Source organism: Glutamicibacter sp. BS14, from assembly GCF_056934375.1.
Map to the genome: position 1 here is coordinate 3,609,631 of NZ_CM167801.1, position 18,142 is coordinate 3,627,772.

General features: G+C 63.5%; 18 protein-coding genes. 8 read left to right on the forward strand and 10 right to left on the reverse strand.

Annotated features, from left to right (window positions below):
* Positions 1-41: 41 nt before the first annotated feature.
* The 3 genes from AC1Z36_RS16975 to AC1Z36_RS16985 all read right to left on the reverse strand — a co-directional run bounded on the left by AC1Z36_RS16975 (position 42) and on the right by AC1Z36_RS16985 (position 3,876).
* A complete protein-coding gene (locus tag AC1Z36_RS16975) occupies positions 42-1,130 on the reverse strand; it encodes a BMP family lipoprotein (RefSeq protein WP_105657428.1) in 1,089 nt (362 codons plus the stop codon).
* Positions 1,131-1,417: 287 nt separating this feature from the next.
* Positions 1,418-2,614 carry an amidohydrolase gene (locus AC1Z36_RS16980; RefSeq protein ID WP_105657427.1) on the reverse strand — a complete coding sequence of 399 codons (1,197 nt, stop codon included), beginning with the start codon at positions 2,612-2,614 and terminating at the stop codon, positions 1,418-1,420.
* A 146-nt stretch (positions 2,615-2,760) separates the two neighbouring features.
* Positions 2,761-3,876 (reverse strand): mannose-1-phosphate guanylyltransferase, encoded by a 1,116-nt coding sequence (locus AC1Z36_RS16985; protein WP_133833093.1) that lies wholly within the window; start codon positions 3,874-3,876, stop codon positions 2,761-2,763.
* A gap of 246 nt (positions 3,877-4,122) precedes the next feature.
* Here AC1Z36_RS16985 and sdhC point away from each other — a divergent pair, with 246 nt between their 5' ends.
* The 5 genes from sdhC (at position 4,123) to AC1Z36_RS17010 (ending at position 9,199) form a co-directional block, all read left to right on the forward strand.
* Entirely contained in the window at positions 4,123-4,536 is a 414-nt protein-coding gene (sdhC, locus tag AC1Z36_RS16990; protein ID WP_388025151.1) for a succinate dehydrogenase, cytochrome b556 subunit, read from the forward strand.
* 3 nt (positions 4,537-4,539) lie between these two features.
* The gene (locus AC1Z36_RS16995; RefSeq protein ID WP_105657424.1) at positions 4,540-4,983 is read left to right on the forward strand and encodes a succinate dehydrogenase hydrophobic membrane anchor subunit; all 444 of its coding nucleotides are present in this window, start codon (positions 4,540-4,542) and stop codon (positions 4,981-4,983) included.
* Between the two features lie 61 nt (positions 4,984-5,044).
* On the forward strand, positions 5,045-6,832 hold the full coding sequence (gene sdhA / locus AC1Z36_RS17000; protein ID WP_105661694.1) for a succinate dehydrogenase flavoprotein subunit: 1,788 nt from the start codon (positions 5,045-5,047) through the stop codon (positions 6,830-6,832).
* Positions 6,832-7,614 carry a succinate dehydrogenase iron-sulfur subunit gene (locus AC1Z36_RS17005; RefSeq protein ID WP_105661693.1) on the forward strand — a complete coding sequence of 261 codons (783 nt, stop codon included), beginning with the start codon at positions 6,832-6,834 and terminating at the stop codon, positions 7,612-7,614. The genes sdhA and AC1Z36_RS17005 overlap by 1 nt, the downstream gene beginning before the upstream one ends.
* Positions 7,615-7,744: 130 nt before the next feature.
* On the forward strand, positions 7,745-9,199 hold the full coding sequence (locus tag AC1Z36_RS17010; protein ID WP_332489296.1) for a catalase: 1,455 nt from the start codon (positions 7,745-7,747) through the stop codon (positions 9,197-9,199).
* Positions 9,200-9,256: 57 nt separating this feature from the next.
* Here AC1Z36_RS17010 and AC1Z36_RS17015 read toward each other — a convergent pair whose 3' ends face one another.
* The 5 genes from AC1Z36_RS17015 to AC1Z36_RS17035 all read right to left on the reverse strand — a co-directional run bounded on the left by AC1Z36_RS17015 (position 9,257) and on the right by AC1Z36_RS17035 (position 13,104).
* The gene (locus tag AC1Z36_RS17015; protein ID WP_133833095.1) at positions 9,257-9,778 is read right to left on the reverse strand and encodes a 2'-5' RNA ligase family protein; all 522 of its coding nucleotides are present in this window, start codon (positions 9,776-9,778) and stop codon (positions 9,257-9,259) included.
* 6 nt (positions 9,779-9,784) lie between these two features.
* Positions 9,785-10,801, reverse strand: coding sequence for a tryptophan--tRNA ligase (gene trpS / locus AC1Z36_RS17020; protein WP_133833096.1), 1,017 nt, complete (start codon positions 10,799-10,801; stop codon positions 9,785-9,787).
* An 8-nt stretch (positions 10,802-10,809) separates the two neighbouring features.
* A complete protein-coding gene (locus tag AC1Z36_RS17025; protein ID WP_133833097.1) occupies positions 10,810-11,646 on the reverse strand; it encodes an exodeoxyribonuclease III in 837 nt (278 codons plus the stop codon).
* Positions 11,647-11,748: 102 nt separating this feature from the next.
* Positions 11,749-12,246 carry a hypothetical protein gene (locus tag AC1Z36_RS17030; protein ID WP_105661688.1) on the reverse strand — a complete coding sequence of 166 codons (498 nt, stop codon included), beginning with the start codon at positions 12,244-12,246 and terminating at the stop codon, positions 11,749-11,751.
* A 69-nt stretch (positions 12,247-12,315) separates the two neighbouring features.
* Positions 12,316-13,104 (reverse strand): GAP family protein, encoded by a 789-nt coding sequence (locus AC1Z36_RS17035; protein WP_483561483.1) that lies wholly within the window; start codon positions 13,102-13,104, stop codon positions 12,316-12,318.
* Positions 13,105-13,213: 109 nt separating this feature from the next.
* Here AC1Z36_RS17035 and AC1Z36_RS17040 point away from each other — a divergent pair, with 109 nt between their 5' ends.
* Both AC1Z36_RS17040 and AC1Z36_RS17045 read left to right on the forward strand, forming a co-directional pair.
* Positions 13,214-14,377, forward strand: coding sequence for a sensor histidine kinase (locus tag AC1Z36_RS17040; protein WP_483561484.1), 1,164 nt, complete (start codon positions 13,214-13,216; stop codon positions 14,375-14,377).
* The gene (locus tag AC1Z36_RS17045) at positions 14,374-15,036 is read left to right on the forward strand and encodes a response regulator (RefSeq protein ID WP_402735661.1); all 663 of its coding nucleotides are present in this window, start codon (positions 14,374-14,376) and stop codon (positions 15,034-15,036) included. The genes AC1Z36_RS17040 and AC1Z36_RS17045 overlap by 4 nt, the downstream gene beginning before the upstream one ends.
* On the opposite strand, the gene AC1Z36_RS17050 is transcribed toward AC1Z36_RS17045, so the two are convergent.
* Positions 14,984-15,340, reverse strand: coding sequence for a VOC family protein (locus tag AC1Z36_RS17050; RefSeq protein WP_105657413.1), 357 nt, complete (start codon positions 15,338-15,340; stop codon positions 14,984-14,986). The genes AC1Z36_RS17045 and AC1Z36_RS17050 overlap by 53 nt on opposite strands.
* A gap of 32 nt (positions 15,341-15,372) precedes the next feature.
* Positions 15,373-16,272, reverse strand: coding sequence for a LysR family transcriptional regulator (locus tag AC1Z36_RS17055; RefSeq protein WP_105657412.1), 900 nt, complete (start codon positions 16,270-16,272; stop codon positions 15,373-15,375).
* A gap of 127 nt (positions 16,273-16,399) precedes the next feature.
* Between AC1Z36_RS17055 and AC1Z36_RS17060 the strand changes: the two genes are divergently transcribed.
* Complete coding sequence (locus AC1Z36_RS17060) at positions 16,400-17,785, forward strand: MFS transporter (RefSeq protein ID WP_483561485.1); 1,386 nt, start codon at positions 16,400-16,402, stop codon at positions 17,783-17,785.
* The last annotated feature ends 357 nt before the right edge of the window (positions 17,786-18,142 follow it).

An 18,142-nucleotide genomic window follows, 5' to 3' on the forward strand; every position in this document is an offset into this window, starting at 1 on the left:
GCGGCGAGCGGTGACGCGCTCCATGGCTGGTTTGCCTAGACCTACTTGGGGCTGGAGGCCGATTCGATCTCCAGCTCACCGGAGATGATCTGCTGCTTCAGGGCATCGATCTCCTTCTTGGTGTCTTCGCCGATTTCCTCATCGAAGTTGTGGAACGGTGCCAGTGCAACGCCCTCGTTCTCCAAGGTGCCCACGTACGGGGTCGAGTCGAACTTGCCCTCGGCATCGGTGCGGATGACATCTTCGACTGCGGTGTCCATGGTCTTCACGACCGAGGTCAGCATGACGTCCTTGTAGTCGGGAGCGGTCAGGAAGCCGTCGGAGTCGACCCACACGAGCTTGGCTTCCTTGCCGCCGTCGTTGGCCTCGACCACTGCAGCGCCAGCGCCCTTGCCCACTGGGCCGGCGACAGGCATGACAACGTCAGCGCCGGAAGCGATGAAGTTCTTGGTGATCTGCTTGCCCTTATCCTGCTTCTCGAAGTCGCCGGAGAAGGTGCCGTCCTGCTTCTTCTTGTCCCAGCCCAGCAGCTTGACGTCCTTGCCCTTGTCTTCGTTGAACTTGGCCACGCCGTCAGCGAAGCCGTCCATGAAGATGGTGACGGTAGGGATCTTGATGCCGCCAAAGGTGGCAACGGTGCCGGTCTTCGAAGCGGCAGCTGCTGCGTAGCCTGCCAGGTAGGCAGCCTGGGCCGTGTCGTAGATGATCGGCTTGACGTTTTCGATCGGCTTCTCGTACTGGAAGTCGACGATGGCGAAGTTCTTGTCCGGGTTGGCCGCGGCAGCCTCAGCGGTTGCGTCGCCCAGCAGGAAGCCGATGGTGACGGTCAGGTCGCAGCCTGCGTTGACCATGCCGTTGAGGTTGGTCGCGAAGTCGGCGTTCGACTTGGACTCGGCATCCTTGGTCTGGATGCCCAGGTCCTTCTCGGCGTTTTTCAAGCCGCGGAAGGAAGATTCGTTGAAGGACTGGTCGTCGAATCCACCGGAGTCGGACACAATGCAGCCAACGTAGTCCGGGAACTGGCCAGCCGAGCTGGTCTCTTCCGGTGCAGCGCCGCAGGCGCTCAAAGCTAATGCCGAGATGCCGAGCATGGCTGCAGCCATACCGGTCTTGCGCGATACGAAGCGCATCTGTTCCTCCAAAGAATCTTGCGAGATAATGCGGGAGGCAAGACACCTGACCCTCGTGCAAGGCTTCATTGCCTAGGCCTTACTCGAGCACACCAAAAGTCATAGCATTCCCATCGTTTCCATAGCCTATCGGAGATATGTCACAGGTAAAGACGATAAAGATTACAAACAGATAACTTACGGGCCGCAAAACGGCAAGCGCTTAACGCCAACGCCCAAGTCACTGACCGAATTGTTAAAGCGTCAAAGAAATGTTAAAAACTTTCGGGTTTGATGTGGCCAACGCCCTATTTGGCGTTCGCCTCGCGCACAGCCTGCATGGCGGCGGCCGCCATGATGCGAACCCCCACGCCAATGCACGATTCGTCCGGGATATAGTCCCCGCGGTGCAGGTCATAGGTTTTGCCGCCCGGGGTGCGGGTTCCCAGCCGCAGCATCGCACCGGAAACCTTCTGCGTCATCCACGCGAAGTCCTCCCCGCCCATGGACTGCGGAGTCAGCTCGATGGCCTCGGCCCCGAACTCGCGGCGCGCGGCGTCCTCGATCAATGCGGTCTCCGCCGGAGCGTTGACCACAGGAGGCACTCCACGGGTGTGCTGCAGCTTGATTTCCACTCCGTAGGGAGCGGCGATCTGGCGCACGGCCTGGTCCAGCAGCTCACCGGCCTCGTACCAGACATCGCCGTCCAGGCAGCGCATGGTGCCGGCCAGGTATCCGGTGGCGGGGATCGCGTTCGGCACGCTGCCGGCATGGATCTGGCCCCAGACCACCGAGACGGCCGAGCGCACGTCGACCTTGCGTCCGAGCACGGCCGGGACCTGGGTGGCGATCTGGCTCATCGCGAAAACGATGTCTTCGGTCAGGTGCGGGCGCGAGGTGTGCCCGCCCCGGCCGTTGACCTCGATGCGGATGGTGTCGCTGGCCGAGGTGATCGCACCGATGCGGGTGCCGATATGCCCGGCGTCGATCCGCGGGTCGCAATGCAGCGCGAGCACCCGCGGCACGCCATCGAGCAAGCCCTGCTCGATCACCGACAGCGCCCCGCCGGGAAGCTTCTCCTCGGCGGGCTGGAAGATCACCCGCACGCAGCCATCGAGCTTGCCGGCGGCATGGATCCTGCCCAGGGCCAAGGCCACGCCAATCATCACGGTGGTGTGGATGTCGTGGCCGCAGGCGTGCGCCACGCCCTGGGTCATCGAGGCGAAGTCCAGGTTGGTTTCCTCCACCACCGGCAGCGCGTCGATGTCGGCACGGAAGGCGATGCGGATGGGCCCTTCGCCAATGTCCACGAAGGCGCCGGTGTCGGCCATTTTCTGCGGAGCCAGCCCGGCAGCACGCAGGGTTTCGAGAATCCGCTCGGTGGTTTGGTGCTCAGCAAAGGACAGCTCCGGGTTGCGATGCAGTTCCCTGCGGAAGCCGATCAGCTGGTCGATCAGCGGCTCGGTGAAGTCGCTGACGGAAGCCGGATTGCCATTTTCATTCACGGTGGACACCTTTTGAAGATACTCGGCACGGTGCAGAAAATGACAGTTTTCCGTAATGTTCGGGCGCATTGCGCAACATCAGGCAAGGGAAACGGGGCGCGCCGACCTATTGCCGGCCAGCTCGCCCCGTTCGCAATCCTGCTGTGCTAGAGCACCTCGGTAGCGCCGTCGGCCTTCAAGGCCTCCACGGTCTGCTTGACCTTCTGCGCATGCTCCTTGGTGGTCACCAGCAACGCGTCGGCGGTATCCACCACGACCACGTCCTCGATCCCGACCAAGGCCACCACGCGCGGGCGGTCCGAATAGACCACGCCGGTAGCGCTGTCGGCATACACGCGCACCGACTCGCCGCCCAGGTTGATGATGCCCTCCTCGGCACTGGCCTTGTTCAAGCGGCCGATCGCGGCGAAGTCGCCCACGTCGTCCCAGTTGAAAACGCCCGGGATCACCGCGACGTCCCCGGCCGCGGCGGCCGGCTCGGCCACCGCATAGTCAATGGCGATCTTCGGCAGATCGGCCCAGACTTCGCGCATCACGGTTTCGCGCTGATCGGTCTCCCAGGCATCGGCGATCTTCATCAGGCCCGTGTACAGCGCCGGCTCGTTGGCTTCCAGGTGCTTGAGCATCAGGCTCACCGGCGCGACGAACATGCCGGCATTCCACAGGAACCCGCCCGAGGCCAGGTACTTGCGGGCAGTGTCCTCATCGGGCTTCTCCACGAACTGCACCACGCCGCGCGCCGACGGCGCATTGGGCACCTCCAGCGGCTGGCCGGTCTGGATGTAGCCGAAACCGGTGGAAGGGTGCGTCGGGTGGATGCCGATGGTCACGATCTTGCCGGTCGCAGCGGTGTGGATCGCTTCGCTCAGAGCGGCCTGGAACACCTCAACCGGCTCGATGACCTGGTCCGCGGCGAAGGAGCCCATGATGATGCTCGGGTCGCGGCGGTACAGGATCGCGGCGGCCAGGCCGATGGCGGCGGCCGAGTCGCGCGGCTCCGGCTCAAGCACCAGGTCCTCGTCGCACAGCTCGGGCAACTGGGACACTACGGCTCCGCGGTGCGCACGCCCGGTGACCACCATGATCCGTTCGCCGGCCAGCGGGACCAGGCGGTCATAGGTGGCGCGGATCAGCGTGGATCCGGATCCGGTCAGATCGTGCAAAAACTTCGGAGCGGAAGCCCTGGAGAGGGGCCACAATCGGGTGCCGACGCCGCCGGCGGGGATCACGCCGTGGAATCGGGCTAATAGGTCTGCATTCACGCCTTCCAGACTAATTCATTCGGTGGATAATCCTGTCCATTGAAACCTGTGCAACAGATTAAATACGAAAACATCGCATGAGGTATTACGGGCGGGATTTCGGCCTTTTAGCGCATAATTACCCCTTTTCGGTGAACATGCTCACAGGAAGGAGACACGAAATAGATTGGAGCTAGCCAAGTGGTTTAGACTCGCACAAGGAACGCTCGCACAAGTGCGTCAAATCTCATTGTGTGCAATATACACATGCGCCGTTGCGAGCCTTGGAGGTTTAGTTCAGTGTCGAAGACTTCGTCAGGCACCCTATACCGCGGCCATGAAGGCATGTGGTCCTGGGTGGGACACCGAGTCACCGGTGTCGTTATTTTTCTTTATCTGCTGGTGCACGTGCTCGATACGGCCATGGTCCGTGTCGATGCCGGCGCCTACGACGCAATCATTAGCACCTACCAGACCCCGTGGATGGCACTTGGTGAAACCGGTCTGGTTGCAGCAATCCTCTTCCACGCATTCAACGGTCTGCGCTTGATCCTGGTCGACTTCTGGAAGCAGGGTACCAAGTACCAGCGCCAGTTGCTCTGGGGCGTATTGATCCTCTGGGTCATCGTCTTTGCGGGCTTCGCCATCCGTCACCTGTCGATCGCATTTGGGAGCCACTAAGCCATGAGCGTTTCTATTCCTGCTCCTCGCAGCCAGCGCATTGATCCAAAGTACAAGCGCGGACCAAAGTCCCGCGGAAGCTTCGAAATGCTGGCATGGCTGTTCATGCGCCTCTCCGGCGTCGTGCTGATCGTCCTGATCTTCGGACACCTGATCTCCAACCTGATGGTCGGCGAAGGCATCTCCGGCATCAGCTTCGGCTTCGTGGCCGGCAAGTGGGCCTCGCCGCTGTGGCAGTTCTGGGATCTGGCCATGCTGTGGCTGGCCATGCTGCACGGCACCAACGGCGTGCGCACCATCATCAACGACTACGCAGAGAAGCACGCTACCCGTGCATGGCTCAAGGGCATCCTGTACGTCGCCACGATCTTCATCATCGTGCTTGGTTCCCTGGTGATCTTCACCTTCGATCCATGCGTAGCCGGCAGCACCCTGCCGCAGTGCTAATTGGAACTCCCCTAGTTCCAGCCAATAGCCACACAGATTTTTAGAAAAGAGAGCATCAAGAATGCAGGTACATAAGTACGACGTTGTTATCGTCGGTGCCGGTGGTGCAGGCATGCGTGCAGCGATCGAATCCGGTCAGCGCGCACGCACCGCAGTGCTAACCAAGCTTTACCCAACCCGCTCGCACACCGGTGCGGCCCAGGGCGGCATGTGCGCAGCACTTGCCAACGTCGAGGAAGACAACTGGGAGTGGCACACGTTCGACACCATCAAGGGTGGCGACTACCTGGTTGACCAGGACGCAGCCGAGGTCATGGCCAAGGAAGCCATCGACGCCGTGCTGGACCTGGAGAAGATGGGCCTCCCATTCAACCGAACCCCAGAGGGCAAGATCGACCAGCGCCGCTTCGGCGGCCACACCCGCGACCACGGCAAAGCCGCCGTGCGACGCGCATGCTACGCAGCTGACCGCACGGGCCACATGATCCTGCAGACCCTGTACCAAAACTGCGTCAAGCACAACGTCGAGTTCTACAACGAGTACTACGTGCTCGACCTGCTGATGGTCGAAGAAGATGCCTACCGCGAGGACGGCACCGCCTACAAGCAGAAGCGCGTTGCCGGCGTCGTCTCCTACGACCTGGCTACCGGCGAACTGCACGTCTTCCAGGCCAAGTCGGTCATCTTCGCCTCGGGCGGCGCCGGCAAGGTCTTCAAGACCACCTCCAACGCGCACACCCTGACCGGTGACGGCATGGGCATCGCCTTCCGCTCGGGCCTGCCGCTGGAGGACATGGAGTTCTTCCAGTTCCACCCAACGGGCCTTGCCGGACTGGGCATCCTGCTCACCGAGGGCGCACGTGGCGAAGGCGCGATCCTGCGCAACTCGGATGGCGAGCGCTTCATGGAACGCTATGCGCCGACCATCAAGGACCTCGCACCACGTGACATCGTGGCCCGCGCGATGGCCAACGAAGTCCGCGAAGGCCGCGGTTGCGGCCCGAACAAGGACTACGTGCTGCTGGATCTGACCCACTTGGAACCAGAGCACATCGAATCCAAGCTGCCGGACATCACCGAGTTCGCCCGCACCTACCTGGGTGTCGAGCCATTCACCGATCCGGTGCCTGTCTACCCCACTGCGCACTACGCAATGGGTGGCGTTCCAACCAACATCAACACCGAAGTGCTGCAGGACAATGACACCGTCATTCCTGGCCTGTTCGCTGCCGGCGAGGTTGCTTGCGTATCGGTCCACGGCTCGAACCGCCTGGGCACCAACTCGCTGCTGGACATCAACGTGTTCGGCAAGCGCGCCGGCGTTGCCGCTGCCGAGTACTCCAAGACCGCCGACTTCGTCGAGTTGCCGGAGAACCCGGAAGCATTCGTCACCGCGCAGATCGACGGCGTGCTGACCGGCAACGGCACCGAGCGCGTCTCGGACCTGCGCTCGATCCTGCAGGAGACCATGGACGCCAACGTCCAGGTATTCCGCGACGAGCGTTCGCTGAAGGAAGCGCGCGACGTGATCGAGGATCTGCGCCTGCGCTACAAGAACATCAGCATCCAGGACAAGGGCAAGCGCTTCAACCTGGATCTGCTCGAAGCCATCGAGCTGGGCTTCCTGCTCGACTTGGCCGAGGTCATCACCGTTGCTGCATTGCACCGCAAGGAATCCCGCGGCGGCCACTACCGCGAGGACTTCCCAGACCGCGACGATGAGAACTTCATGAAGCACTCGATGTCCTACCGTGACGCAGAAGCCGTCACCGAGGACATCAAGGGCATCCGCATGGAGACCAAGCCAGTGGTCTTTACCCGTTACCAGCCAATGGAGCGTAAGTACTAATGAGCACCGAACTGCCAGAACCACCGTCAAAGATCGACCTGAAGCCAGGCGTTGGCGGCGGCGGAGAGATCCCGAGCTTCGACATCACCCTGCGCGTTCGCCGCTACCTGCCAGAGGCTACTGCGGACGCATACTGGGAAGATTTCAAGCTGACCATGTACGGCACCGACCGCGTGCTGGACGCCCTGCACAAGGTCAAGTGGGAGCAGGACGGCTCGCTGTCGTTCCGCCGCTCCTGCGCCCACGGCGTGTGCGGTTCCGATGCCATGCGCATCAACGGCCGCAACCGCCTGGCCTGCAAGACCCTGCTCAAGGACCTGGACACCTCCAAGCCGATCACCGTTGAAGCCATCAAGGGCCTGCCCCTTGAAAAGGACCTCATCGTCGACATGGAACCGTTCTTCCAGTCCTACCGCGAGATCATGCCATTCCTGATCTCCAAGGGCCACGAGCCAACCAAGGAACGCTACCAGTCCGCCGAGGATCGCGAGATCTTCGACGACACCACCAAGTGCATCCTGTGTGCTGCTTGCACCAGCTCCTGCCCGGTGTTCTGGACCGATGGCCAGTACTTCGGCCCGGCCGCGATCGTCAACGCCCACCGCTTCATCTTCGACTCGCGCGATGATGCAGGCGACATGCGCCTGGAGATCCTGAACGACAAGGAAGGCGTGTGGCGCTGCCGCACCACCTTCAACTGCACCGAAGCATGCCCACGCGGCATCCAGGTGACCAAGGCTATCGCCGAGGTCAAGCAGGCAATTCTGGCGCGCACCGTCTAAGGACGCGCTGAGGGCCCGAACCGTTCAACGGTTCGGGCCCTTTTTGCATCCCTTCAACGCCCCCGCCTCGCGTGGCATGATGGGCAGTACTCGCCCTTTTCCCAATGCACCACATAGCTGAGGAGCAAACATGGCCAGTGAAGAAACCACCTCGACAACCCAAGCAGGAATCCCGGCAGCCAGCGACCGCAACTCGCTGACGGTGGGCGCCAACGGCCCCATCGTGCTGCACGATCATCATCTGGTCGAGACCCTGCAACATTTCAACCGGATGAACGTTCCCGAGCGCCGCCCGCATGCCAAGGGTTCCGGAGCCTTCGGCGAATTCGAAACCACCGAGGACGTATCCCGGTACACCAAGGCGGCCCTGTTCCAGCCTGGCGTGAAAACCGAAACGCTGATGCGTTTCTCCACCGTTGCCGGCGAGCTCGGCTCTCCCGACACCTGGCGCGATGTGCGCGGCTTCTCGATGAAGTTCTACACTTCCGAAGGCAATTTCGATCTGGTCGGGAACAACACGCCGGTGTTCTTCGTGCGCGATCCGATGAAGTTCCCGCACTTCATCCGCTCCCAGAAGCGGCTGCCCGATTCGGGGCTGCGCGATGGAACCATGCAGTGGGACTTCTGGACGCAGAATCCGGAATCCGCCCACCAGGTCACCTACATCATGGGCCAGCGCGGCCTGCCCAAGACCTGGCGCGAAATGAACGGCTACGGCTCGCACACCTACATGTGGGTCAATGCTGCCGGAGAGAAATTCTGGGTCAAGTACCATTTCCTGAACAAGCAGTCCGAGAAGTTCGAGACCATGCGCGGGGCGCAGGCCGAGGCACTGGCCGGATCCGACGCCGACTTCCACCGTCGCGACCTGTTCGATGCCATCAAGGCCGGAAATTTTCCCCAGTGGGACCTGTACGTGCAGATCATGCCCTACGAGGAAGCCAAGACCTACCGGTTCAACCCCTTCGACCTGACCAAGGTCTGGTCCAAGAAGGACTATCCGCGCATCAAGGTCGGCACCATGACGCTGAACCGGAACCCGGAGAACTTCTTCGCGCAAATCGAGCAGGCCGCATTCTCCCCCGGGAACATGGTCCCGGGCATGGGGATGAGTCCTGACAAGATGCTGCTGGGACGCAATTTCGCGTACGCGGATGCGCAGCGCTACCGCATCGGCACCAACTTCCAGCAGCTGCCGGTGAACAAGCCCAAGTGCCCGGTCCACTCGTACAACTTCGAGGGGAGCATGACCTACGATCACACCGGGGATCGCAGCGTCTATGCGCCGAACTCCTTCGGGGATTCATGGAGCGATGAAACCGGACCGGCGGAGAATTCCTTCGAGTCCGACGGCGAACTGGTCCGCGAGGCCTACACGCTGCGCAAGGACGATGGGGACTTCGTACAACCCGGCATCCTGGTCCGCGAGGTGATGGATGATGCCCAGCGCGCCGAACTGGTGGACACCGTCACCGGGGCGCTGGATGGCGTCATCGAGCCGGTGCTGTCCAACGCGATCCAATACTGGAAGAACATCGACGCCGATACCGGAGCGAAGATCGAGGCCAACGTCCGCCAGAAGTGACTCGCCAGCCGACACGGAAAACGCCAGCCGCGAGGCTGGCGTTTTCTGCAGGGTGAACTAGGCAAGCGAGGAACCCAGCGGAATCTGCTCGCTGAAGTTCCAATCCCCGCCACGGGTATCGAACAAATGGATACGATCCGCTGCGAAGGACAGGTGCGCCTCGCCCAATGCTGCCTGCGCGGCGTCCAATTGCCGTGCAGCCACGTTCTGCGCGATGGTCAGGTGCGGATGGTAGGCGAAAGCCGATTCGTGCCTCAGCGCGTCGCCCAGCAGCGCGCGGTGCAGCTTCCAGCATTCGTCCGCTCCGGTTTCCAGCGGCAGGAAGACTACTTCGCTGGCCGGCCGGAAGGTCCGGGCCGGACCCAGATGGATGGTGAAGGGCTCCGCCGTGGCGGCTACCCGGCGCACCTGGGCAGCCGCCTTCTCCCAGGAATTCAGGTACGACCCGGACACCAAGGTGATATGCGGGGCAATCGGCGCGGTGGCCTCTCCCCCGTATTCCTGGCGCCACGCGCGCAGAGTCTCGCGGTGCGGCTGCGGCACCGGGATCACCACGCCCAGGGTGTACTCGAAAACCATTGGCTCTTAGACTCCCAGCGGCGGCAGGAAGCCGACCTTCTGGTAGACGTCGGCAACGGTCTTCGACGCGACGACGCGCGCCTTGGCCGCACCGGCAAGCAGCAGGCGATCCAGCTCCGCCGGATCATCGAGCAGCTCCAGGGTACGGGTGCGGATGGGAGCCAGCTGCTCCACCACGGCTTCTGCCACAGCCACCTTCAGATGCCCGTACATCTTGCCTTCGAACTCGTTGACCAGTTCTGGCACATTCTTGCCGGTCACGGCAGCCAGGATATCGAGCAGGTTCGAAACGCCCGGCTTCTCGGCCTTGTCGTAGGCCACGACGGACCCGGCGTCGGTCACCGCGGACTTGATGCGCTTGGCGATCAGCTTCGGCTCATCCAGGACGTTGATCAAGCCGGCAGGGGATTCGGCGGACTTGGACATCTTCGAGGTCGGGTTCTGCAGGTCGTAGATGCGTGCGCCTTCCTTGGGGATGAACGCCTCCGGCACGGTGAAGGTCTGCCCGAAACGGTGGTTGAAGCGCTTGGCCAGATCGCGGGCCAGCTCCACATGCTGGCGCTGGTCATCGCCCACCGGGACCCCTTCGGGCTGGTAGAGCAGGATGTCCGCGGCCATCAGGACCGGGTAGGTGAACAGCCCGACGCTGGCGGCATCCGCGCCGCCCTTGGAGGACTTGTCCTTGAACTGGGTCATGCGGCTGGCTTCGCCGAAACCGGTGATGCAGTTCAGCACCCAGGCCAGCTGCGCATGCTCGGGGACCTGCGACTGGACGAACAGGGTGGACTTGTCCAGGTCGATGCCGCCGGCGATGAACTGCGCAGCGGTCTTTCGGGTACGCGCGCGCAGCTCCGCCGGATCCTGCGAGACGGTGATCGCGTGCATATCCGGGATGAAGAAGAATGCGTCGTGGTCATCCTGGGTCTTGACCCAATTGACCAGCGCGCCCAGGTAGTTGCCCAGGTGCAGCGAATCGCCCGATGGCTGCATTCCGGACAGGACGCGGGGACGGGAAGTTTCCATGGTTTTCCTTAGAACTGGTAGTCGACGACCAGCGGTGCATGGTCGGAGAAGCGCAAATCGTAGGCCGAGGCACGGTCTACGTGGGACTTAATGGCCTTGGCGGCTAGCGCCGGAGTGGCCATGTGGTAGTCGATGCGCCAACCGGCGTCGTTGTCGAAGGCCTGTCCGCGGAAGGACCACCAGGTGTACGGTCCCTGCACGTCGCCGGCCAGCTCGCGCGCCACATCCTTGTAGCCGATCTCACCGAAGAACCCGTCGAAGTAGGCGATCTCCTCGTCCATCACGCCGGCGCGCTTGTTGTGGTTCGGCTTCCAGTTCTTGATGTCCTTTTCGGTGTGCACGACGTTCAAATCGCCTACCACCAGGACGTGGTCCTTCTCGTTCTTCAATTCCACCAGGCGCACGTTCATGCGCTGCAGGAAACGGTACTTGTCTTCCTGCTTCTGGGTGCCCAGCTCGCCGGAATGGACGTAGGCCGAGACGACGGTGAAGCTCTCGCCGTTGATATCAAAGTCCGCCTCGACCCAGCGGCCGGATTCGGCGAAGTAGTCCTCGCCGATGTGCTCGCGCACGGCTACCGGCTCGGTGCGCGAGAGGACGGCGACGCCTGCGCGGCCCTTGTCCTTGGCCTCGGCATGCAGGATATGCCAACCCTCGCCAATCAGGTCGCGCAGGATCTTGTCCGGTGCACGTACTTCCTGCAGGCACAGGATGTCCACGTCACGGGCGGCGATCCAGTCCGCCATATTGCGCTTGTAGGCCGCGCGAATGCCGTTGACGTTGACCGACGCGACGCGCAGCGCGCCGGCGTCCTTGTTGAGAATTTCCACACTGGTAGGTATCACTGTTCCAGCTTACAAAATTATGCGATCGATTACGCGCTGATCTGGCCTGCGCCGGAACACGGGCAACGAAAAAGGGCAACGCTTGCGCGTTGCCCTGGACAATTAGTCGATGATTTCGCCATCCATCGGCTTGGCCGGCTTGATCATGTCCCGCGCATTCGTCGCGGTCATCTGGATCGTCTCCAGTGCCCGGTCGATCATGCCCTCGTGATCCTCGCCCCGGCTCTGGCGCTGTTCGGCGATCACGCGTGCCTGGACCTGGACGATCTTGAACGAGTGATCCAGCTTCATGTCGCGCTGGCTGGTGGCTTCGTCAACCACCACAGTGCCGGGCTGGGCGCGCGGGGTGGCCGCCGCGGTGGCTTCGCGCAGCGAGTTGTTGATCTTCTCGGCGCCCCGCTTGAGGCCGAACATCATGAATGCGGCCAGCAGCAGCCAACCGGCGGAGATGACGACTACAAACCAGCCGACGATCTGGTTGGAGTTGGCAGCGAATACCACTGCCACCAGAAGGACGATGACCATGACGGACATTGCCAAAGTTGATGCGTTCAGGGTGACTTTCCTGCCCTGCTTCGCGCTGCTGCCTAGAGGTTCCATGCCGTCAATTCTCGCATCATTACCCCGCTTCAAGCCAATTGGAACCGTGCCCTTTCGCCCACAGCGTGGCTAGCCGAACAGGCTGTGCAGGTCCTGCCCGGAAAGGCTCGCGCGAATCAGCAGGTATCCGCCGATGCCCACCACCCAGCCAAGGGTTTCCTGGGCGTAGGCCGAGGCCTTGGCCCCCATTTTCTGCAGCCAGGCCTCGATGCGCGGGCCGGCGAGCGCAAGCGCGCCAACCAGCACCAATGCCGGGACGATCATCACCAGGCAGTAGCCGACCAGCGCGAGCAGCTGCAGGCCGGTGCCCCAGCCGGCGCCCTGCATGACGCCAACGGCTGCGAGGTAGGGAAGCATCGTGGGAAGTTCCAGCAGGCCGGCGAACAGGGCCAGGGCAATCAACCCGGTGCGGGTATCCAGCGCAGTGCCCAAGCGGCTGCGCAGGCGCAGCGGCACCTGGCCGGCGGGGTCCGCCGGTTCCGGCGCTGCCGGTGCCGGCCCGCCATGCGCGAGAGCTTTCCGTGCGCTGGCTTTCCGTGCGCTGGCTTCCTTCTGCGCATCGGTGCGGTAGGTGAGCGCCCAGATGATCATCAGCGCCCCGGCGGCCATTGCCGCCAGCCGGAAGAACCGGTGCTCGAAGATGGCCGGGTCGATGAGCAGCAACCCGCTGCGCAGCAGCACGCCGATGACCCAGTAGAAGCCGGCGATCACCAGCAGATAGGCCAGGACCTTGGCAATGGCCGCGCGGCGTCCCCGCAGCAGCAGCCACAGCGGAATGACCAGGGTGCCGATGCTGGTCGAATCGATCAGCGCCAGGATGAGAAGGGATAGTTCGGGATTGCTTGTCATGATGTCCATGGGTTCCACTGTTCCGCGGCCTGCCGGATCGCGGTATCGGCCAGTGGGCTGCGCCTTCTCCTCCTTAAGGGGGATACCGGCGGGCAGCCAGTTCGGGGATGCTGGAAGCATGGACTTCATTCGGCGGATGGGCAGCGGCGACAAGGAACCCGAGGTCGTCGGCACCTATCTGGTGCTCACCGTCGTCTTGCATCTTTCGGGACTGGCCAATCCCCCATGGTTTGCGATCCGCGGGTACGAGTGGATCGTCTTGCTGCTCATCGGCTTGGCCGCTGTGCTGGTCCGTCGCCGTTTTCTCGTAGCCAGCTCCGTGGCCATGCTGCTCGCCGGCGCCGGCTTGCTGGCCGTGGGAAGCCTGGGCGGGTACTTCCTGGTCTTCGAATGCGTCTTCGGGTTGTTCCTGCTCGGTTCGGTGCGCACGCGGACGGTGGCGCTGGCGCTGCTGTGCCTGGCCGCCACCTCGCTGGCCATCGCCACCTGGCTGGGCACCGGGAATCCGCAGGAGGTGGTGCTGGCCCTGTTCATGGCCGGCTTCATCCTCTTCACCCCGATGCTCTGGGCCGAGAATGTGCGCACCGCCAAGGAGCTGGCCAAAGCCGAAGCCCAGCGGGCAGAGGCTGTGCAGTCGGCGGCCGATGCCCGCGAAGACCAGCTGGTCGCCGAGCACGACTTTTCCCGCGTCCAGGAGCGCACTGCGTTGGCCCGCGAGATGCATGACGTGCTCTCGGCCAGGTTCTCGTCAATCGCGCTGCTCTCCGGCGCCCTGCTTCCGGCCGCACCCCAGGAGGTGCGGGCTCCGTTGCAGAGCATCCGCGATGAGTCGGTGTCCGGCTTGGAAGACATGGCCGCGATGGTGCGGATGCTGCATGCCGGGGGCCCTGCGCTGCAGGCGCGGATCGAGGATCTGCCGGAGCTGGTGGCCGGATTCGGCAGCCCGGTGCGCTGGGAGTACCGGGTCGCGCATCCGCAGCGCTTCAGCCCTGCGGTGCATACCGCCGCGCACCGCACGGTCTGCGAGCTGCTGGTCAACCACGCCAAGCATGCGCCGGGCACTACCCTGGAACTGAGCGTGGTCCAGGACCAGGGCCTGGCGATCACGGCGAGCAATGGCCTGCGGCACGATGCCAGCCGCGGCCCGGGGGCGGGCACCGGGCTGGAGAATATCCGCACCCGCGTCGCCGCGCTCGATGGCCGGTTCGGGGTACGCACCGGCCCGGATTTCGAGGTGCGCGTGGAATTCCCCGGACCAATTGAAGCAATGGAGAAGCCGTGAAAGTCCTGATCGTCGATGACCATGCGACCGTGCGCATGGGGATCCGGCTGGTGCTGCAGGCCGCGGAAGACCTGGAAGTCGTGGGCGAAGCGGCCGACGGGCGATCGGCCATTTCCATGGCCCGTGCCCTGTCCCCCGACGTCATCCTGATGGACCTGCGCATGCCGGTGCTCGATGGCATCGAGGCCACCAAGGCACTGCATGGCAGCTGCCGCGTCGTGGTGCTCACGACCTTCGATGACGACCAGTACCTTTTTGGCGCACTGCAGGCCGGGGCGCACGGGTTCCTGCTCAAGAGCGCCGAACCGCAGGCGATCATCATGGGCGTGCGGGCCGCGGCCCGCGGCGAATCGGTGCTGGATCCGCAGGTGACCTCGCGGATCCTGGCCCGGGCGCTGGCGCCGGAACCCGGCACCGCGAAGCTGCCCGATGGCTTGACCGGCAGGGAACGCGAGGTGCTCGACGGGTTGGCCGAAGGGCTGAGCAACCCGCAATTGGCGCAGCGGCTGGGCATCGGGCAGAGCACCGTGAAGACGCATGTCTCCCAGGTGCTGGCCAAGCTCGGGGTCTCGACCCGGCTGCAGGCGGCGAAGATCGCCTACGCGGCTACCAGCTCACCAGGCAGAACGGGTGGTCCTGCGGGTCCAGATAGACCCTGAAGGTCTTGGACCCTTCGCCGGTCGAGCGCGCACCGAGGTGCAGCACCTGTTCTTCGGCCAGGTCCAGGTCGGCGACTTTCACGTCGATATGCGCCTGTTGCGGGTGCACATGCCCAGGCCACTGCGGGGCCACGTACGGGCTGACCGCTTGGAAGGCGAGCGCAGGATGGTCCGGCGCATCGCCAATGGAAACCCAGTCGGGCTCGTTGTCGATGCGCACCATCCCGAGGAGCTGTTCATAGAATCCGGCCAGTGCATCGGGGTCCTCGCAGTCGATGACCATGGCCTGCCACGTGCCAATCATGTGGCCATTATGCGCGCCCCGGGGGTGCGCGTCTACCAGGACTCAGCCATCGCGCAGGTGCAGTGGTCGATCAGCGCCTGGACGCGGGCCGGGATCTGGACCCCCTTGGGCGTGATCGCCACGACCGCGTTCGGGTAGTTGGGGGCCTTGAGCTCGCGGAAGGCCAGCGGGCGGCCCTCGATGGAGACCTCGGCATTGTTCGGGCGGCGCATGAGCAGCCCGTAGCCCAGGCCGCGGCCCACCATCGCGGAGACCAGGATCATCTGCGGGACCGAGGCGGCGATCCTGGGCTGCAGGCCCTGGGAGGCGAAGAGCTGCTGCTGGTGTTCGGTGCTCGGGTCGGACTCGTAGATGATCAGCGATTCGTCGACCAGGTCGGCCAATTCCAGCGGCCGGGCGAGGTTGGCCAGCCGGTGCTCGGGATGCAGCACGACCTGCATCTCGGTCTGGTAGATCCTCTGCTTGTCCATGTCCGCGGGCAGCTGCAGGTCATAGACGAAAGCAACATCGATCTCGCCCTCTCGCAGGGCCGGCAGCAAGTCCTCGTGGGTGCCTACGCGCACATCGAGCTGCACCTCGGGGTGGTCGAACCCTTCCAGCGTGGCCGGAATCAGGTGCGGAGAGAGCGAAGCGAAGCAGCCGAAGCGCACCGGCCCGCGCAGCGCTCCTTCGGTTTGCGGGAATGTTGCACGCAATTCGCCGACATCGGAAAGGATCTTCCGGGCCATGGCGGCGAAGTGCTGACCCGAAGCGGTGAGCCGGATCCCGTGGGCCTTGCGGCGCAGGCACAACGTCTCCCCGGCATGCTTCTCGATGGCGGTAATTGCCTGCGACAAGGCCGATTCCGAGATTCTCAATTCGCTGGCCGCCGAACCGAGCGTGCTGTGGGCGGGAAGTTCAGCCATGATTTCCAGATGGCGCATCGAATACATAAGCCAGCCTTCAGAAGTTTTGCAGATATTTGAAGTTTACCTTACTTGTGCTTGGTGCCACACTGGAGTGACCCAAAACTCAGGTGCCAGTGATCGACGCCTCGGTACCACTCGCAAGGGAAGCACTATGACACAATCCAAGGCCGCCAAGGCCAACCAGCGCCGCGTAGCTTTCGCGACGGTCATCGGAACCACCGTGGAGTGGTACGACTTCTTCATCTACGCCACCGCAGCAGGCCTGGTCTTCAGCCAGCTGTTCTTCGAACCAGCAGGCCAGGAGATCGCACTGCTGATCTCCTTCGCCTCGGTCGGCCTGTCCTTCCTCTTCCGCCCGCTGGGCGCATTCCTGGCCGGGCACTTCGGCGACAAGATCGGCCGCCGTGCGATGCTGGTCCTGACCCTGGCGCTGATGGGTGCAGCCACCACGCTGATCGGCGTGCTGCCGACCTACGAGACCGCAGGCATCTGGGCGCCGATCATGCTGCTGCTGCTGCGCATCCTGCAGGGCATCTCCGCTGGCGGCGAATGGGGCGGCGCAGTGCTGATGGCCGTCGAGCACGCCTCCGACGGCCACCGCGGCCGCGCAGGCTCCTACCCGCAGGTGGGCGTGCCACTGGGCATGCTGCTAGCTTCGGGCACCATGGCGCTGATGACCGGGGTGATCTCCCCCGGCGATGCGTTCCTCGAATGGGGCTGGCGCGTTCCGTTCCTGGTGTCGATTATCCTGATCGCCGTCGGCTACTTCGTGCGCCGCTCGGTGGACGAGTCCCCGGTCTTCGAGGAAATCAGCGAGAACAAGGCGCAGACCGCCGTGCCGATCCTGGTGCTGTTCAAGAAGCACTGGCCACTGGTGCTCATTGCCGCGCTGGTCTTCGCCGGCAACAACGCCGCAGGCTACATGACCACCGGCGGCTTCTTCCAGGCCTACACCACCAACCCTGATGGCCCGGTCGGGCTGGAGCGCACCGACGTGCTGGTCGCCGTGGCCTTCGGCGCCGCCGTATGGCTGGTCATGACCCTGGTCGCTGGCCTGCTGGCCGACAAGATCGGGCGCAAGCGCACCTACCAGATCGGCTTCATTATTCTGGCAGCTTCGCTCTTCCCGGTCTTCGCACTGGTCAACTCCGGCTCGCTGGGCCTGCTCTACCTGGCCTTCGGCCTGTTCTCCATCGGACTGGGGCTGACCTACGGCCCGCAGGCGGCGCTCTACTCGGAGCTGTTCCCGGCCTCGGTACGCTTCTCCGGCGTCTCGATCTCCTACGCGATCGGCGCGATCGTCGGCGGCGCATTCGCGCCGACCATCGCCCAGGCGCTGGTGCAAGCAACCGGTGGCACCACCGCGGTGGCGATCTACCTGCTGGTTGTCGTCACGATTTCCTTCACCGCGGTCAGCATGATCCGCGACCGCTCGGGCATCGACCTGTCCTTCCGCAACCAAGCGGAGCAGGAAGTCGGCGCGCTGGTCTTCGACAAGCGCCGCGCTGAAGCCGTGAAGTCCACGCAGGACGCCTAATCTCCATGAAAATGGCCCGTTCCTTTTGGAACGGGCCATTTGTGCATTCTGCTACTTCATCTTGGTGCGCAAGACTTCCAGGCGCTGGCGCGACTCGGTGTCATCGATCTCCCCGCGAACGAAGCGTTCGCGCAACACCCTTCTGCACTGGCCGGGCCTTGGTGCTGCCAGCGGCGGCGCTTGAAAGTGAAGACCGGCGATCACCAGGAATCAGGAAATCGGGTAGAACCAGAACGGGCCTTATACCTAGCCTGCGGCGTGGGCGAGAGTCGTGATCATGATGCTCCCTGGGCAGTGGGAACGGATGCATCCACTCTGCCTCGATCCGCCCACCGGCACATCCGCCAACGGAAGGCA

Coding starts and splice junctions, on each gene's coding strand:
- AC1Z36_RS16975 (WP_105657428.1), bottom strand. CDS start 1,130: ATGCGCTTCGTATCGCGCAAGACCGGTATGGCTGCAGCCATGCTCGGC.
- sdhC (WP_388025151.1), top strand. CDS start 4,123: ATGCGCCGTTGCGAGCCTTGGAGGTTTAGTTCAGTGTCGAAGACTTCG.
- AC1Z36_RS16995 (WP_105657424.1), top strand. CDS start 4,540: ATGAGCGTTTCTATTCCTGCTCCTCGCAGCCAGCGCATTGATCCAAAG.
- sdhA (WP_105661694.1), top strand. CDS start 5,045: ATGCAGGTACATAAGTACGACGTTGTTATCGTCGGTGCCGGTGGTGCA.
- AC1Z36_RS17005 (WP_105661693.1), top strand. CDS start 6,832: ATGAGCACCGAACTGCCAGAACCACCGTCAAAGATCGACCTGAAGCCA.
- AC1Z36_RS17010 (WP_332489296.1), top strand. CDS start 7,745: ATGGCCAGTGAAGAAACCACCTCGACAACCCAAGCAGGAATCCCGGCA.
- AC1Z36_RS17015 (WP_133833095.1), bottom strand. CDS start 9,778: ATGGTTTTCGAGTACACCCTGGGCGTGGTGATCCCGGTGCCGCAGCCG.
- trpS (WP_133833096.1), bottom strand. CDS start 10,801: ATGGAAACTTCCCGTCCCCGCGTCCTGTCCGGAATGCAGCCATCGGGC.
- AC1Z36_RS17030 (WP_105661688.1), bottom strand. CDS start 12,246: ATGGAACCTCTAGGCAGCAGCGCGAAGCAGGGCAGGAAAGTCACCCTG.
- AC1Z36_RS17035 (WP_483561483.1), bottom strand. CDS start 13,104: ATGGACATCATGACAAGCAATCCCGAACTATCCCTTCTCATCCTGGCG.
- AC1Z36_RS17040 (WP_483561484.1), top strand. CDS start 13,214: ATGGACTTCATTCGGCGGATGGGCAGCGGCGACAAGGAACCCGAGGTC.
- AC1Z36_RS17050 (WP_105657413.1), bottom strand. CDS start 15,340: ATGATTGGCACGTGGCAGGCCATGGTCATCGACTGCGAGGACCCCGAT.
- AC1Z36_RS17055 (WP_105657412.1), bottom strand. CDS start 16,272: ATGTATTCGATGCGCCATCTGGAAATCATGGCTGAACTTCCCGCCCAC.
- AC1Z36_RS17060 (WP_483561485.1), top strand. CDS start 16,400: ATGACACAATCCAAGGCCGCCAAGGCCAACCAGCGCCGCGTAGCTTTC.